At 61.2% G+C, this 15898-nt stretch carries 14 protein-coding genes; 4 read left to right on the forward strand and 10 right to left on the reverse strand.

Features of this window, described 5'->3' with window-relative positions:
- Positions 1–99: 99 nt before the first annotated feature.
- Positions 100–1152 carry a tRNA dihydrouridine synthase gene (locus ACSOSP_RS05080; protein ID WP_455309897.1) on the reverse strand — a complete coding sequence of 351 codons (1053 nt, stop codon included), beginning with the start codon at positions 1150–1152 and terminating at the stop codon, positions 100–102.
- 443 nt (positions 1153–1595) lie between these two features.
- Between ACSOSP_RS05080 and ACSOSP_RS05085 the strand changes: the two genes are divergently transcribed.
- Together ACSOSP_RS05085 and ACSOSP_RS05090 are read left to right on the forward strand one after the other, a co-directional pair.
- Positions 1596–1910 (forward strand): transcriptional regulator, encoded by a 315-nt coding sequence (locus ACSOSP_RS05085; protein ID WP_455309899.1) that lies wholly within the window; start codon positions 1596–1598, stop codon positions 1908–1910.
- Complete coding sequence (locus tag ACSOSP_RS05090; protein WP_455309900.1) at positions 1903–2187, forward strand: helix-turn-helix domain-containing protein; 285 nt, start codon at positions 1903–1905, stop codon at positions 2185–2187. Before ACSOSP_RS05085 ends, ACSOSP_RS05090 begins: the two co-directional genes overlap by 8 nt.
- Positions 2188–2386: 199 nt before the next feature.
- On the opposite strand, the gene phaR is transcribed toward ACSOSP_RS05090, so the two are convergent.
- The 6 genes from phaR to ACSOSP_RS05120 all read right to left on the reverse strand — a co-directional run bounded on the left by phaR (position 2387) and on the right by ACSOSP_RS05120 (position 10084).
- Entirely contained in the window at positions 2387–3019 is a 633-nt protein-coding gene (gene phaR, locus ACSOSP_RS05095) for a polyhydroxyalkanoate synthesis repressor PhaR (protein ID WP_455309901.1), read from the reverse strand.
- Between the two features lie 174 nt (positions 3020–3193).
- On the reverse strand, positions 3194–3934 hold the full coding sequence (locus tag ACSOSP_RS05100) for a 3-ketoacyl-ACP reductase (RefSeq protein ID WP_165091426.1): 741 nt from the start codon (positions 3932–3934) through the stop codon (positions 3194–3196).
- 94 nt (positions 3935–4028) lie between these two features.
- On the reverse strand, positions 4029–5210 hold the full coding sequence (locus ACSOSP_RS05105; RefSeq protein WP_455309903.1) for an acetyl-CoA C-acetyltransferase: 1182 nt from the start codon (positions 5208–5210) through the stop codon (positions 4029–4031).
- Positions 5211–5570: 360 nt separating this feature from the next.
- Entirely contained in the window at positions 5571–7547 is a 1977-nt protein-coding gene (phaC, locus tag ACSOSP_RS05110; protein ID WP_455310855.1) for a class I poly(R)-hydroxyalkanoic acid synthase, read from the reverse strand.
- A 396-nt stretch (positions 7548–7943) separates the two neighbouring features.
- Positions 7944–8825, reverse strand: coding sequence for a peptidoglycan editing factor PgeF (gene pgeF, locus ACSOSP_RS05115; protein ID WP_455309904.1), 882 nt, complete (start codon positions 8823–8825; stop codon positions 7944–7946).
- 5 nt (positions 8826–8830) lie between these two features.
- Positions 8831–10084, reverse strand: a complete 1254-nt coding sequence (locus ACSOSP_RS05120) for an RluA family pseudouridine synthase (RefSeq protein ID WP_455309905.1) — start codon at positions 10082–10084, stop codon at positions 8831–8833.
- 145 nt (positions 10085–10229) lie between these two features.
- Here ACSOSP_RS05120 and ACSOSP_RS05125 point away from each other — a divergent pair, with 145 nt between their 5' ends.
- A complete protein-coding gene (locus tag ACSOSP_RS05125) occupies positions 10230–11015 on the forward strand; it encodes an outer membrane protein assembly factor BamD (protein ID WP_455310857.1) in 786 nt (261 codons plus the stop codon).
- A gap of 423 nt (positions 11016–11438) precedes the next feature.
- On the forward strand, positions 11439–11909 hold the full coding sequence (locus tag ACSOSP_RS05130; RefSeq protein ID WP_455309906.1) for a hypothetical protein: 471 nt from the start codon (positions 11439–11441) through the stop codon (positions 11907–11909).
- A gap of 18 nt (positions 11910–11927) precedes the next feature.
- Here ACSOSP_RS05130 and ACSOSP_RS05135 read toward each other — a convergent pair whose 3' ends face one another.
- The 3 genes from ACSOSP_RS05135 to ACSOSP_RS05145 form a co-directional block, all read right to left on the reverse strand.
- Positions 11928–14150 (reverse strand): ATP-dependent DNA helicase, encoded by a 2223-nt coding sequence (locus ACSOSP_RS05135; protein WP_455310858.1) that lies wholly within the window; start codon positions 14148–14150, stop codon positions 11928–11930.
- A gap of 267 nt (positions 14151–14417) precedes the next feature.
- Positions 14418–14645: a DUF465 domain-containing protein gene (locus tag ACSOSP_RS05140; RefSeq protein WP_031356410.1), complete on the reverse strand. Its 228-nt coding sequence runs from the start codon at positions 14643–14645 to the stop codon at positions 14418–14420.
- Between the two features lie 74 nt (positions 14646–14719).
- Positions 14720–15757, reverse strand: coding sequence for a colicin transporter (locus tag ACSOSP_RS05145; RefSeq protein WP_455309908.1), 1038 nt, complete (start codon positions 15755–15757; stop codon positions 14720–14722).
- Positions 15758–15898 lie beyond the last annotated feature (141 nt).

A 15898-nucleotide genomic window follows, 5' to 3' on the forward strand; every position in this document is an offset into this window, starting at 1 on the left:
GCGGTGACGATGGCGACAAATGGGGACGGTGCGGCAAGGCCATGGGATCCGATGTCCATAAGGACCACGGCCCGGACAGCGCCCCGCGCACGCAACCGCTTATTGTACCGCGCCGGCGACAGTGCAGCCGGGCAAGCGGCGAGGCGCTACCGGGACGAGCGGGACGAGGGTCGCGCGTTGGCGTTCCGGCATCAGGTTATTGAATGCCAGGGCGCACTCGATCACTTCAAGAATCTCGCGCGCATCATGCAGGCGACGGATGGCTGCATGAAGCTTGGTAGCCTGCGGCCAGGTCCGCTTGAGGTAGCTGAGCCACATTTTGACGCGGCCGTGCTCGTGTCGCGACGCGACACGGAGTTGCAGCTTTCTCAGGTAACCGGCGAGTTGACCCAGCACGGCCGGCCATTCCTCGCCGGAAGGCGTCGGGGCCATCAGTCCGCGGATGCGCAAAGCCAGGAACGGGTCCGAGACGGCGCCGCGCCCGATCATCAAGTCGGCGCAGCCGCTGACCTCCCGGCAGCGCGCCCAGTCGGCCACTGTCCAGACTTCTCCGTTCGCCACGACCGGCACGTCCACTGCAGCGTCGATATGCGCGATCCACTCCCAGTGGGCCGGCGGCCGGTAGCCATGGTCACGCGTTCTGGCATGCACGACGAGGGAGGCCACGCCACCTTCCGCCAGCGCCGTGGCACAGTCGATCGCGAGCGAAGTATCGGACACGCCAAGCCGCATTTTTGCAGTCACAGCGATGGCGGCAGGCACCGCTGCGCGCACGGACGAAACGATCCGGTTCAGCTGTTCAGGGTGCGCCAGGAGCATCGCGCCGCCGCCGTGACGGTTGACGATCTTGGCCGGACAGCCGAAATTCAGATCGATGCCATGTGGTGACAGGCTGGCCGCCTGGGCTGCGTTGAGCGCCATCCATTCGGGATCGCTGCCGAGCAATTGGATCACCATGGGCGTGCCAGCGGGCGTACGACCTCCGTGGAGGATTTCGGGCGTCTCTCTTTCGTAGGCACTTCGGGGAAGCACCGAACCCGTCACCCGGACGAATTCCGACACGCAGCCGTCGAATCCGCCTGTGCTGGTCAGCACGTCACGCAGCACGTAGTCTGCGAGCCCTTCCATGGGCGCGAGAAACAGCCGGCTCATGCGAGAACGTCGCCTAAGCTGTTTTTGCGGATTCTATGGCTATCGGAGGGAAACAAAGCAAACTCTCGGTGATGCGGGCGTGGTGATGTGGGACATGCTGTGGTCTGGCGACGTAAGTGGCGGGTGGCGGCTGACCACCGAACAGGCATGACGCTAGCTAGCTAGCGCGGCGCGCGTTCTCTGATCAGAGTCGCTGCACGGAAGCCGAACAACGACGCTCTGAGCTCACGAGAATCGATTGGCACGGCATCCCTGATGCAGCGAGGTAATCGCCTTGAACGCTGCGTCGCGCCGCAAAGCTACATTGTACCGGGGGAAAATGCCTCCCCCCGAGATCCCACGCTCGGTAGCTATTGAACCTTCTGATCCAAATAATTCCCTGGTTCCGGACATCGCGGAGGCAATCTTGCAAATTATACGGCAATGCCGTATAATTTGATCCGATGTATACGATCATCGAAACTGAAATTTTTCAGCGCTATGCTGCGGACATCTGGCGCGACGTAGAGCGAGAGGCATTCATCGCTTGGCTTGCCAATAATCCCCTGTCCGGAGATGTTGTTCCGGGTACTGGCGGCTTACGCAAAGTGCGGTGGTCAAGGCCCGGAATGGGAAAACGAGGCGGCGCACGGGTGATCTACTACAACCTGCTCGATGACGGCTGTATCTGGTTGCTGATCGCGTATACGAAGGCGAAGTTCGACAATCTGCCAGCGTCGTTTCTAAACCAGTTACGTGAAGAGGTGAAGAATGGATAAGGAAATGGAGCAATTCCAAGCGGACTTGTTGAAGTCTGTCCGCGATATGAAAGCGGGACGTGCTGGGCGCACCACCAAAGTTGCACCTACGACGGCGTCATTAGCCCGCGCCAAGGTAGGACTTTCGCAGAGCGCATTTGCCGCTCTGCTCGGTGTATCGATGCGTACATTGCAAGATTGGGAGCAAGGTCGACGGGAACCTACCGGGGCCGCACAAACCCTGCTGCGTGTCGCCGCTCTCCATCCGGACGCACTGCGAGACCTGCAAATGATGTGATCAGGAAATACGGAGCGAGCTAGGGCGGCTTCAAATGCCAAGGCGCCGACATATCAGCGCTTCGGACATTCAAACGAAACGAAGCGGACTCTGCGCCCGCTCGAATATCGAGCGCCCCACCTTGACCCACGCGGCTTGGCAGATCGTCGTATGTCCTCTGCAAACCTATCGCCCCTCTCAAGACGCCGCGCGGCCCAGCTTACTTCTTCTCCGTCGTGCCGCCCGGCGGAGTCGTAGCCGTAGTAGCAGTCGGCGTTCCGGTCGCAGCCACAGCCCCACCCGCCCCCGGTGTCGGAAACGGGAACGTATTAAACATCGACTTCGCCTGGGTCTGCATCTGCTCCTGCATCTGCACGAACATGTTCTTCGATTGCTCGATATAGCTCGTCATCATCCCCTGCATCATGGGCGCCTGCATGTTCATGAACTGCGACCAGACTTCAGGATTGAGCGGCACCGCATTACCGTCGATCAGCCCCTTCGACTGGTCGGTGAGCTTGTGCTGGATGTCGATGAACGCCTGGATATTTTTCTCCAGATACGTGCCCATCATGCCCTGCATCGCGTTGCCGTAGAAGCGGATGATCTGCGAAAGCATGACCGATGAAAACATCGGCAGGCCGCCACTCTCTTCTTCCAGAATGATCTGCAGCAAGATACTGCGCGTCAGGTCCTCAGCGGACTTGGCGTCCATCACCTTGAACTCTTCCTGGTCGAGCACGAGCTGTTTGACGTCGGAAAGCGTGATGTAGGTGCTGGTTTCAGTATCGTAGAGCCGGCGATTCGGATATTTTTTTATGAGTCGTTCGGCGGATTTCTTTGTAGTGGTCATGTAACGCCTTTAAACGCAAAACTCAAACTGTGCCGACGGACTCCGCGTAATTGAAAGCGACGCAAGCCGCCGGTTCGTAGTCGGTGCCGGCGAACCGGCATCCAGTTGAAACGCCCCGCTCCGACGCGAGACGCGCGGCGCGCACAACCTGCTGGCGCGCCGCCTGAAACACCCTCACCCCATGTGCAAGCCGCCATTCAGCGAGAAATCGGCGCCCGTGGAAAAACCCGATTCCTCCGATGCCAGCCACGCCACGATCGAACCAATTTCCTCCGGCCGTCCAAGCCGGCGAACCGGAATGGTCGCGACAATCTTCTCGAGCACGTCCGGACGAATCGACTTCACCATGTCCGTCCCGATATACCCCGGCGAAATGGTATTGACCGTCACGCCCTTGGTCGCCACTTCCTGCGCAAGCGCCATCGTGAAGCCGTGAATGCCGGCCTTCGCGGTGGAATAGTTGGTCTGGCCGAACTGCCCTTTCTGACCATTCACCGACGAGATATTGATCACGCGTCCGAAACCACGCTCGACCATGCCGTCGATCACCTGCTTCGTCACGTTGAACAGACTCGTGAGGTTGGTATCGATGACCGCGGTCCAGTCTTCATGCGTCATTTTCCGGAACACGACGTCGCGCGTGATGCCCGCATTGTTCACGAGGATATCGATCTCGCCGACTTCGGCCTTGACCTTGTCGAAGGCGTTCTTGGTCGACTCCCAGTCGCCCACATTACCTTCGGAGGCGATGAAGTCATACCCCAGCGCCTTTTGCTCCTCGATCCATTTGACCCGGCGCGGCGAATTCGGTCCACAGCCCGCGACGACCGTGTAGCCGTCCTTATGCAGCCGCTGGCAGATACTCGTACCAATGCCGCCCATGCCGCCCGTCACATACGCTACTCGTTTCGTCATTGCTCGCTCCGTTTATCGTTATGCGCGCTCGCGGCGTGCCGGGCTTACTGCCGGCCCGAACCGTGGCGCGCGGTGCTTGTCGCACACTGTCTCCCTACGGCCGCTCGACCGCGAGCGCCACGCCCATACCGCCGCCGATACACAGCGACGCCAGTCCCTTCTTCGCATCGCGTTTCTGCATTTCATGCAGCAGCGTGACCAGAATCCGGCAACCGGACGCACCAATCGGATGACCGATCGCGATCGCCCCACCGTTCACGTTGACCTTCGACGTGTCCCAGCCCATCTGTTGATGCACGGCCAGCGCCTGCGCTGCAAATGCTTCGTTGATTTCCATCAGGTCGAGATCCGACGCAGACCAGCCTGCGCGTTCCAGACAGCGCTTCGATGCCGGCACCGGACCCATGCCCATCACTTTCGGATCGACGCCCGCGTTTGCGTACGCCTTGATGCGCGCGATCGGCGTGAGACCCAGCGCCTCGGCTTTTTTCGCCGACATCACGATCACGCCCGCGGCGCCATCGTTAAGACCGGAGGCGTTTGCCGCGGTCACGGTGCCTTCCTTCGAAAACGCCGGCTTGAGGCCCGACAGCGACTCGGCGGTTACGCCATGACGCACGAATTCGTCGGTGGCAAAACGCAGCGGCTCGCCTTTGCGCTGGGGAATTTCAACGGGCACTATTTCATCGTCGAAACGGCCCGACTTCTGCGCCGCTTCCGCCTTGTTTTGCGACAGCGCTGCGAATTCATCCTGCGCGGCGCGCGTGATGCCGTATTCCTTCGCGACGTTTTCCGCCGTGATGCCCATGTGGATCGAGTTGAACGCGTCCCACAAGCCGTCCACGATCATCGAATCGATCAGCTTTGCGTCGCCCATGCGGAAACCGTCGCGTGAGCCCGGCAGCACGTGCGGCGCCGCGCTCATGTTTTCCTGACCGCCCGCGATCACGATGTCAGCGTCGCCCGCGATAATCGCGTTCGCCGCCAGCATCACGGCCTTCAGGCCCGATCCGCACACCTTGTTGATGGTCATGCCCGGCACCGAGCTGGGCAAGCCTGCCTTGATCAGCGACTGGCGTGCCGGATTCTGTCCCGAACCCGCCGTCAGAACCTGGCCGAGGATCACTTCGCTGATCTGCTCGGGCTTGAGGTTCGAGCGCTCGAGCAGCGCGCGAATCACGATTGCGCCCAGGTCGGGCGCGGCAATCTTCGCCAGCGACCCGCCGAATTTGCCGACGGCCGTGCGTGCGGCCGATACGATCACTACGTCTGTCATTTCAGTTTCCTTTGAGAATCGAAAGTGGTAGCCCGGTTTTAGCCGGCTGACTGCATGGCCGGCCGGATGCGTATTCGCGCTTGCCCCTTGTTAGCCTGCGCCGTTTTTTAAGGTGCAGGTGACGCTCTCAACAGCGCTGGCTCACGGTTACAACAGCGGGTGCCAACAGCGGGTTACAACAGCGGTACGTCAGGTTTCTTCAGTTTTTTTGGGTTTTGGCAGCTGCAATAAAAAGCTAAGTAAACGATACGTCGGTTACTGTCGACCGGTCACGCGTGAAATGCAATCGGGTCCGTTCCGCATGACCCGCACTGGCCGTCACTCAAAAGTCATTCGGCCATGCGGATCACGCAGAATATATTACTGGTCCCGCTGCAGGACATAACGTCCCGGCGCCGGCTCGATCACCGGAAAATCCTCAGACCCGAGACTTGCCTTTGGCTTCACTTTCTTGCCGGCGTGACCATCGAGCCAATCCGTCCACGTCGGCCACCAGCTCCCCGGATGTTCGGTCGCGCCTTCAAACCATGCATCGGGATTCTCGGGCAAGGTTTTATCGGCGTTATCGAGAAGCCAGAAACTGCGCTTGTTCTTTGATGGCGGATTGATCACGCCCGCGATGTGCCCCGATGCCCCGAGCACGAACGTCTGCGGACCGGTCAGCAACGGTGCGGAGGCATACGCCGCCGTCCACGGCACGATGTGATCCTCGCGCGATCCATACAAAAACGTCGGCACATCGATCTTCGACAGATCCACCTTCTCACCACACGCAGTCAGTTCGCCCGGATTGCGCAGGCGATTTTCCAGATAGGTGTTACGCAGATACCAGACGAACATCGGGCCCGGCAGATTGGTCGAATCGCTGTTCCAGTACAGCAGGTCGAACGCCTGCGGCGTGCGGCCCTTCAGGTAGTTGTCGACCACGTAGTTCCACACCAGATCGTTCGGGCGCAAATACGAAAACGTGTTGGCGAACTCGACGCCGCGCATCAGCGCAGGCGCTTTGCCGCCCTTCCCGCCAATCGCCTGCTCGCGCATCTGCACGTGCTGCTCATCGATAAACACATCGAGCACGCCCGTGTCGGAAAAGTCGAGCATGGCGGTCAGCAACGTCATGGATGCAACGGGATGTTCACCACGCGCGGCCAAGACAGCCAAAGCCGTTGCCAGCATCGTGCCGCCGACGCAAAAACCGAGCGTGTTGATCTGCTCGCGCCCGCTGATCTGCTTGACTATATCGATGGGCGTAAGCACGCCTTCATCGATGTAATTGTCCCAGGTCTTGTGCGCGATCGACGCATCCGCATTACGCCACGAAATCATGAAAACCTGATGGCCGGCGTCAAGCGCATGAGCGACCAGCGAGCCTTCGGGCTGCAGGTCAAGGATGTAGAACTTGTTGATGCACGGCGGCACTATCAACAGCGGCCGCTCTCTCACGGTCGCCGTGCGCGGCGTGTATTGAATCAGTTGCAGCAGGTCGTTCTCGAACACGACCGAGCCTTGCGTGGTCGCAATGTTCTTGCCGACCACGAAACCCGATTCATCGCTTTGCTGGATCTTGCCGCGCTGCATGTCGGCGAGCAGGTTCAGCATGCCTTTTTGCAGACTCTCGCCGCGGCTTTCAATCAGCGCCTTCTGGGCATCCGGATTCAACGCAATGTAATTGCTCGGCGATGCCGCTGCCGCCCACTGCTGTACGGCGAACCTGATTCGCTCACGTGTCTTGTGATCGGCTTCGACAGATTCTGCAAGCTCCTGCAGATAACGCGCGTTCAGCACGTACCAGGCAGCGGCGAATGCGAAACCGGGCGCGGATTGCCACGCGGCGCCGCTGAACCGGCGGTCTTTCAGTGTCGCCAGGTCGATGCTTTGCTCACCGGCCTGCTTGATGAGTTCCATCGCGTCGCGCGAGAAACTGGACTGCAGCTCCTGCAAGCGCTGGGGCGCGATAGCGGCGGTCGGAATATTCGGCATTGCGGGCATCGCAAACGGCAACTGGGCGCTAGCGCCGTTGCCACCACCCATCCCCGGAAAGCCAGGAAACCCCGGGAAACCGCCCAGCGCCGCAAAAGGATTAGCCGATGCTGATCCTGCCGATTCCGCCTGTGCCGAATTTGCCTGGGCGGCAAGCTTTTGCCACTCGGCCGGGTCGGCTACCGCACGCCATGTGTTGAGCCACTGCTCGAACAGCTTTTGCACTGCCGCTGGATCTGCGGCGGGTAAACCGGCGGGGATACCAAAAGGCGCGCCCGGTGCGCCAGGCGTTGCCTTGGCATCGGATGAACGTGATGAACCCGGTGACGATGAAGATGAAGATCTGGAGGCAGCCATATCCGCGTTTGACCTAAGCGTCCCGAGAGACTGAGTTGCTGATGCAGGCGTGACGTGGGCCGCGTCGTCGTGATCGTCGCGCCGGGCTGCAAGACGCCCGACCGCGATGATGTGACCTTGCCACGCCGTGCGCTTTTGTGAAACATTCTTGCTCCACGGTGCAAGGCGTGTCAATGCGTCGCCATGATTTTGACGCAGTGCGATATTTTTTTCATCATCGTTTTCCCGATGTGACGCGGTGATGAATGTCAGAAATTGTTGCGCAACATAAACGGCGATCGGCGCGGCCGGCCACGTTCCAGTCACGCAGCAAAAAGCGTGCGCCTGCAGCGTAGGGGCACATCAGGTCATGCGTGGTTTGAGTGGTGTCCCGGTCTGCGCCGGCCTGGTCCGGGTTTAGTCCGCTAGCCAGATCATCGCGGCCATGCGCCCTGTTGTCCGGTCCCGTCGATACGAATAGAACCGGTCGGCGTCAGTCACCGTGCAAGACGTTCCGCCGTGGACATTGCCGGGTGGCACGCCAGCCCGTTCCAGGCGCAAACGCGCGAGCGCATAGAGATTGGCGAGGTATTTGTGTTTCTCTTCACGCTTGGCGAAAGCGGCGACGGTCACATCGCGAAGCGCGGGATCAGCCGCCGCGACGAACGCGTCGAGCACATCCTCACCCACTTCGAACGCAGCCGGACCAATCGCCGGACCAAGCCACGCGTGCAACTTGCCAGCCGGAGCGCCAGCGAGATGCGCGACCCGCTCCGCCGTCTTTTCCACGATTCCGGCCGCCAGTCCACGCCAGCCTGCGTGCGCTGCGCCGACGGCCCGCCCGGCCGCATCGCAGAAAAGTACCGGCAAGCAGTCCGCAATCATCACGACGCACACGGCTCCCGCGCGATCCGTCACCGCCGCGTCTGCCTTGGTCACTGATTCGGGAGCGGCAGCGCAGCGGTCGATCACGCCGCCAGCATCCTCGATCTCGGCCCCATGCACCTGTTCGAGCCAGGCGATTGGAGCGCCAGTCAGTTCAACCACTCGCCGGCGGTTTTCCATCACTGCGTCGGGCACATCACCTGTATGCAGGCCAAGGTTGAGGCCGCCACGGCCGTTCGCACCGCCATACGGCGCGGCGCTGATGCCCCCATTGCGCGTGGTCGCGAACGCCTTCACGCGTGGCGAAACCGCATTGGGACCGCTGGCCCAGCCGGGCCACAAGCAATCATCGCTGCGAAGCGGCGGATAGGCTTCAAATCCTGCGGCGAGTTCAGCCCCGGATGGCGTCACCATTGGCGTCATTCCTCGTCGTCATCATCGTCGTCGTATTCGATTGGCTGCGACTCGTCCCAGCCGCCACGCACCTGAGCGCCGCCATCGTCTTCATCGATGAAATCCGCATCTTCGGGATCGAGATCCGTCGCTTCGTCGCGACCCAGTCCCAGTTCTGCCGCGAGCGCTTCGATATCCTCCGGCACATCCGCGCGCCAGCTGATCTCGCGGCCCGTGGTCGGATGAATCAGCCCGAGCCGCCAGGCATGCAGCGCCTGTCGATTGAACCCATCGGGCAGCGGCTGCACCGAACGCTTGCCGCGTGCGTGGCCATAAATGGGATCGCCCAGCAACGGATGGCGGATATGCGCGCAATGAACGCGGATCTGGTGTGTGCGGCCGGTATCGAGATCGCAGTGAACCGCGGACACCGGCTGGTTGTTCCACATCGCGCGGTCGATGGTGCGGTAGTGCGTACGGGCATATTTCCCCGATGCGCTCTCCACCACAGCCATGCGCGTGCGGTCGCGCGGATCGCGGCCGATCGGTGCGTCAATAGTGCCTTCGTCCGGCATCGTCCCCCACACCAGCGCGACATAGCGGCGCTTCACCGTGCGCGCCTGCAACTGGCGCGTGAGGACCGTCTGCGCTTCGAGCGTGCGTGCAACCACCATCAGCCCCGACGTCTCCTTGTCCAGCCGATGCACGATACCCGCACGCGGCAAACCGGCGGCGGCGTCACCGTAGCGGTACAGCAAGCCGTTGAGCAGCGTGCCGCTCCAGTTGCCCGCGGCCGGATGCACGACCATGCCTGCGGGCTTGTTGATGACGACGAGCGCATCGTCTTCATAGACGATATCGAGCGGCACCGGCTCCGGCGTGAACGCAAGCTGTTCGGGCAGCAGGTCGGGAATCAGCGTGATGGTGGCGCCAAGCGGCACCGGTTGCCGGATCTTCGCGGGCGCACCGTCCACCACGACGCGTTGCGCATCGATCCAGGTCTGCAGGCGGCTGCGCGAAAACTCGGGAAACAAGCGCGCCATGACCTTGTCGAGGCGCTCGCCGGCGTACTCGTCGGGGACGACAATCGTGCGTGGCGTTTCGGCGTCGGCGCGGCGCTCGTGCAGGTTAGTGGGCACGGGTTTGCCGTGAATCTCGCCTGCCGCGTCCGGCGCAGCGGCCGGTTCGGTCAAATCGTCCGGACGTGCGTCGTCGGCCGATGCGCTTGGGCTATAATCTTTGCTGCGATCTTTGGTACGACTTGTACTTGAGCGGGTCATTTAGACTGAAAAGCTGGGAATTAGCCAGAAAGGCATGAGCTAGAAAATGCAAGCACTGATGCGAGCCGTGAATCAAGCTTTGAGAACCGTTTTTAACCCTGTCCGTCAACTGGTCCGACTATCGTCGAACACGTCTGTCAAGGTCATGGCGCTGGCTGCGAGTGCCGTCATTGTTGCGGGCTGTCATGGTTTGCCCGAGAAAACCGACGAAACGGCAACGTGGAATAACGGCAAATTATACTCGGAGGCGCAGGATGCGCTGACCGGCGGTGACTTCGGTAAATGCGCGAAGTATTTCGAGAACCTTGAAGGCCGCGACCCGTTCGGTCATTTTGCGCAACAAGCGCAGATCAATGTGGCTTACTGCAACTGGAAGGACGGTGAAACCGCTTCCGCAGATTCAGCCATCGACCGCTTCATCAAGCTGCATCCGGATCACCCGGACATTCCTTACGCGTACTACCTGAAAGGCATGATCCACTTCAACGACGACCTTGGTCTGTTCGGCCGTTTCTCCGGCCAGGACATGAGCGAGCGTGATCCCGTGTCGCTGCGCGAATCGTACGACGCATTCAAGGTCGTGGTCGACAAATATCCGCAAAGCAAGTATGCGCCCGATGCCGCGCAACGCATGCGCTACATCGTGAACGCACTGGCTTCGCATGAAGTGCACGCGGCGGATTATTACTATCGGCGTGGTGCTTATGTGGCCGCCATCAACCGTGCGCAGCTCGCGATCCGTGAATACCGGAATGCGCCTGCAACGGAAGACGCGTTGCATATCATGATGCTGTCGTACGGCAAGCTTGATCAGCCGCAACTGGAAGGTGATACGAAGCGCGTGCTGGCCGCTACGTTCCCTGACAGCCCGTATGTCACCGGCAAGTCGCGCCCGGGTAAGGAAAATAAATCGTGGTGGCAAATCTGGTAAGCGGTTTTTCACGCTGACCATGGCGACGAAACACACGGCGAAAGCCGTCAGGCAATTCGGTTAAGCCTGATAAAAATGCCGCGCTCCAATGAGCGCGGCATTTTTTTTGGACACCATTTTCGCAGGCTAAACCAGGTTCCAGCCTCGCCAATTCCCGCCTCCAACGGATGCCGCATCGAGCTTCCTGACGTGAAGTGAAAGTATGCGCGACGGGCAATTACCCTCGGGTGAGCGCAGGACCTTACACTCTGTTTCCCGGTGCGGCCGGAACCCCTGTCATGTCCCGTTACACAAAGAAGGAAAAATGGCCGTGGAATTCATACACTTATGAATAGCCGGTCCTGATTCGGGACAGCCTGCCCTGTGCATGATCCGGCTCGGCGAATCAAATCTGAAATAGCATGGACAGTCGAGGTGATCATCATGAACGGGCGTAGAGCGTGCCAGCTATTGCTGGTGTTGGCTGCCCTGGGTGCAAGCGGCGCAGCCACGGCCGGAGGCTACTATCACGGCGGCGGTGGCTGGGGGGGCGGCTATCATGGCGGAGGCTATTACCATGGTGGCGGCTACTATCACGGTGGTTGCTGCGGCGGCGGATCAGTCGGGATCTATTTCGGCCCGGGGTTTGTCGGCGGCTATCCGTATCCGTACCCGTACTACTCCGGATATTACCCAGGTTACTATCCCGGCTACTACCCTTATGGGCCTGTGGCGGTCGCTGACCCCTCTTTGCCCACGCAGTATGTCGAGCAGGGGCAAACGAACACGGCCGGCGCCACCGCACCGCAAACGGCTTACTGGTATTACTGCGGCAGGCCTGAAGGTTATTACCCGTACGTCAAGAACTGCCCCGCAGGTTGGCAGAAGGTGCCGGCCCAACCGCCTGGCGGTTGATCGCGCGGCGCGGCCCGTTCATTCGCCTTCCTGATCCACCGTCGTTTCCGGGTCGGAGAAGAAAGCGCGCACCACTTCGAGTTCACGCGTGCGCTTGAACGGCGGCAGGCTTTGCCAGATGCGCCGGCCGTAGGGTTTATCGACGAGACGGGTATCGCAAATCATCAGCACGCCACGATCCGTTTCCGCGCGTATCAACCGGCCCGCGCCCTGCTTGAGCGTAATCACCGCCTGCGGCAACTGATGCACGGCGAACGGACTCAAGCCCTTCTTGGTCAACGCATCCAGTCTCGCCGACAACACCGGGTCATCGGGCGGCGCAAACGGCAGCTTGTCGATCACCACCAGCGACAGTGCGTCGCCACGCACGTCCACGCCTTCCCAGAAGCTCTGGCTGCCCACGAGTATCGCGTTGCCATGGGAACGGAAGCGGTCGAGCAACTCGGTGCGGCTGGCATCGCCTTGCACCAGTAGCGGATAGTCCCAGCCGCGCTGCTCGATCGTGTCACGCAGTCGCATCGCAATGCGATCGACCGCGCGCAACGTCGTGCAAAGGAAAAAGACGCCGCCCTTCGATGCTTCGATCACAGGCAGCGCGCCATCGAACACGGCGTCGGTGAAATTCGGCGACGATGGTTGCGGCAAGTTACGCGGCACGTACAACAAGCCTTGCGTCGGGTAATCGAAGGGACTGGGCAGCGTCATTGAACGACGCGCGTTCAGGCCCATTTGCGCCGCGTAATGCGTGAAATCCCCCCGCACCGACAAGGTTGCCGACGTGAAGATCCACGCCCGCGGCACGCCGGCGCGCTGCTTCGAGAAAATCGGCGCGACGGAAAGCGGTGTCTCGTGCAACTGCACCGTATGCGAGAACACTTCGATCCATCGCACCATCTCGTTTGGATCGGCTTTCGCCGCCGCTTCCGCTTCCTGCGCTACCGCTTTTTCGACAGAAGTCGGCGGCGCGGTCCAGCCACCCAGCAAGCCCTGCAATTCGCGCGCACGGCGCAAGAGCGCGCCTAGTGACTCGGCTCGCTCAGCGTGCTCGCCAAGCGCCTTGGTGAGTGCATCAAGATGCTCTTCAAGCGTATCGAGCGCGTCGAACAGCGGATGGTCGTCGGCAAGCTGGCCAAGCGACATACGCACCGAATCTTCCTTGAATGCCAGCCGCACGTCGCGCGCCGCACGTTCCAGCGCAGCGCCGAGTTTCGTCCAGTCGGAGAAATCGCGGGCGTGGCTCAAGCCTTCTGCTACCGCATCGCGGGCCAGTTCGAGAAACTGCGTGGTGGATACCGTTTCGCCGAAAAACAGCGTCGCGGTTTCGGGCAACTGATGCGCTTCGTCGAAGATGACGGTGTTCGCGGTCGGCAGCAACTCGGCCATGCCGGTATCGCGCAGCATGACATCGGCGAAAAACAGGTGGTGATTCACTACCACGATATCCGCCTGCTGCGCCTCGCGCCGCGCCTGCATCACGAAACACTCTTTGTACTGCGGGCATTCCTGGCCGAGGCAGTTGTCACGCGTGGATGTGACCATCGGCCAGACGGGCGAGTTCTCCGGCACGCTCGCGAGTTCGGCTTTGTCGCCGGTGCGCGTGATCTTGGCGAAGCGGATGATTTCCTGCAGATGCGACGTGTCCTGGCGCGTTGGCAAACGGCCGCTGTCGGCGGTGCGCTGCAGGTAGTAGTGACACAGGTAATTCGCGCGCCCTTTGAGCATGGCGACCGACACCGGCACGGCGAGCGCGTCGCGCACGGTGGGAATGTCGCGCTGGAATAGCTGGTCCTGCAAGTGCTTCGTGCCGGTCGAGACGATCACCTTGCCGCCCCACAGCATGGCCGGCACGAGATACGCGAAGGTCTTGCCCGTGCCCGTCCCCGCTTCCACGATCAGCGTGTTCTCGCCGCCGTCGATTCCCGTCGATACCATCGCCACACCCAGCTCGTCCGCACCTTCGTCGTGAACGACGGGCGCATCCGATGGCCCGAGCTTGCGCGCGGGACGGCGTTGTGTATCGAACATCGCGGGTTCCGGCATGGCACGCCCGGACGCTTCCATGGCTGCCGCGACGGCGCGCGCCATGTCGACCTGGGAAGCACGCGAACGATAACCATCGATTTGCCGCGCCAGCAGACCCTCGGCGGCAAAAATCGCGTCGAGTTCAGTGCGGCGCTTGGGCGCCAGCGTGAGCGAAAGCGTGGTGTCGGCGACACCCGCCTTCGCGGCCGGCTTCAGCACGGCTTCCGCGTTTTCTGTGGGGGCATTGTCGGGCGAATTCAAAGGGACGTTCCTGCTTGTGTTCCGGCTTGTGTTCCGGCTTGTGTTCCGGCTTATGTTCCGGCTTATGTTCCGGCTTATGTTCCGGCTTGTGGCCCGATCCATGACTCGGGTCATGACTTGGGTCGATAAGCGAGACTTGTTCTACCCTTGCCGACGAGGCGTCAAGAGCGGCTGGCGTAAAGTTTTTCCGGGCCGCGCGTGCATCGAATGTGCATCATGTGCACGTCAAGGATTCAGGCGCATGTCCGGTTCCAACTGCAATTGCAGCAGGATGATTGTGTCCTTGACCTTGAGCTTGCGCTTCTTGAGGCGCCTGATCTCGAGGTCGTTGATGCCGGGAACCTCAGCCATCTTGCCGATAAGACAATCCAGGCCGTGATGCTCCGCTTCCAGTTGCCCGATCCGTTCGCGGATCGTGCCTGTGTCGACTGCTGCTGCAGGATATGCATGCATATTCGCCTCCCCTGGTCGCGGCGGGCCGCATCAATTGCTGGCGGCATCGCCCGAGGTTGCTGTACGGCCCCGGCTTACTTGGATTGCTGTTGCTGCTGCTGCTGTTGCTGTTGCTTGAGTTGTGCCTGATGCGCCTGATCTGCCGCGTCCTGTTGTGCACGCTGTTGCTGCTTGGCGGCAGCTTCCTTTTGCCGGGCCGCGACTTCCGTCTGATGCTCGGCAGCGTCACGTTGCTTGGCCGCAAAGCGTTCCGCCTTGTCCTCGCGGTCTTTTGCGTCCTGAACGCCGCGCGCGGCGGCATCGGCCAGTTTCTTCTGGTAATCCGCCTGCTTGCGGTCGTAATCGGCCTGGTTCGCCGCACGCTGCGGCGCTTCCGCATTTCGCTGCGCCGCCGACAACTCGTTCTGACGCTGCTTCTCTGCAAATGATTCTTCGCTCGCCTTCTCGCTCGCCGCGCGTTGCGGCGCCTCGGATACGTACTGGGCGCGTTTGATCGCCGTTTGCTGGTCACGCTGCTGCGCGTGCTGCAGACGCTGTTCGTCGTCGAGCGCCAGTTGTTCCTTGCGAATTTGCTGAGCTACCGCACGTTTGGCGTCACGCGCTTTGTCCAGGCAGTGGTTGACGAAGAAATCGCTGTAGCAATCGTGCTGCTTGACCCCGTAGCGATAGTTGTTCTCCGCGCTGCGAACGTCCAACGCCTTTTGCCTGGCGGAGAAACCGTTTGGATCGGGAGTGTCTTGGGCCGCGCCGGCATCGATTGCACCACTTGCGCCGAACTGACCCGCCGCCCGGCTTCCCGAACCGCCCGATGCCGCTTGCGCAGCAGTGCCTTGCGCGCCGCTTTCATCGAGCGGCGTTTGCGTGACCGAGGTACCCGGGTTGATGGGCTTAGGCGTCTGCGCCATTGCGGCCGTGCCGACACCCGCGCAAGCCAGGGCGAACAATAATGCCGCAACGGGCCGGGCGAACAGCGAGGCCTGCCGCGACAATCCAGCCGGCAGCACAGCTGGTCGCGCGATGGCAACACCGCCACCCGATGCGGCCTGACCGGTCGAGGCGAACGAATCGACTGGAGCAGTCGGCAAAGCGGGCGAAAGGCGGAAAGTCGGCAACGTGATAGCCAGCGTGGTAGGCAATGAAACGGACAAGAAAACGGACAATGGTCTGAAAAAGCAGCTTCTACGATGGCGAAATTCTATCACCGCGCGCCGGAGCCCTCCGGCATTTATGGCAAAATGCCCCGCTTCACCAAC

Source organism: Caballeronia sp. KNU42 (genome assembly GCF_053760385.1).

Coding starts and splice junctions, on each gene's coding strand:
- pgeF (WP_455309904.1), bottom strand. CDS start 8,825: ATGGTGACGCCATCCGGGGCTGAACTCGCCGCAGGATTTGAAGCCTAT.
- ACSOSP_RS05105 (WP_455309903.1), bottom strand. CDS start 5,210: ATGACAGACGTAGTGATCGTATCGGCCGCACGCACGGCCGTCGGCAAA.
- ACSOSP_RS05085 (WP_455309899.1), top strand. CDS start 1,596: ATGTATACGATCATCGAAACTGAAATTTTTCAGCGCTATGCTGCGGAC.
- ACSOSP_RS05125 (WP_455310857.1), top strand. CDS start 10,230: ATGGCGCTGGCTGCGAGTGCCGTCATTGTTGCGGGCTGTCATGGTTTG.
- phaR (WP_455309901.1), bottom strand. CDS start 3,019: ATGACCACTACAAAGAAATCCGCCGAACGACTCATAAAAAAATATCCG.
- ACSOSP_RS05100 (WP_165091426.1), bottom strand. CDS start 3,934: ATGACGAAACGAGTAGCGTATGTGACGGGCGGCATGGGCGGCATTGGT.
- ACSOSP_RS05140 (WP_031356410.1), bottom strand. CDS start 14,645: ATGCATGCATATCCTGCAGCAGCAGTCGACACAGGCACGATCCGCGAA.
- phaC (WP_455310855.1), bottom strand. CDS start 7,547: ATGGCTGCCTCCAGATCTTCATCTTCATCGTCACCGGGTTCATCACGT.
- ACSOSP_RS05130 (WP_455309906.1), top strand. CDS start 11,439: ATGAACGGGCGTAGAGCGTGCCAGCTATTGCTGGTGTTGGCTGCCCTG.
- ACSOSP_RS05120 (WP_455309905.1), bottom strand. CDS start 10,084: ATGACCCGCTCAAGTACAAGTCGTACCAAAGATCGCAGCAAAGATTAT.
- ACSOSP_RS05090 (WP_455309900.1), top strand. CDS start 1,903: ATGGATAAGGAAATGGAGCAATTCCAAGCGGACTTGTTGAAGTCTGTC.
- ACSOSP_RS05080 (WP_455309897.1), bottom strand. CDS start 1,152: ATGAGCCGGCTGTTTCTCGCGCCCATGGAAGGGCTCGCAGACTACGTG.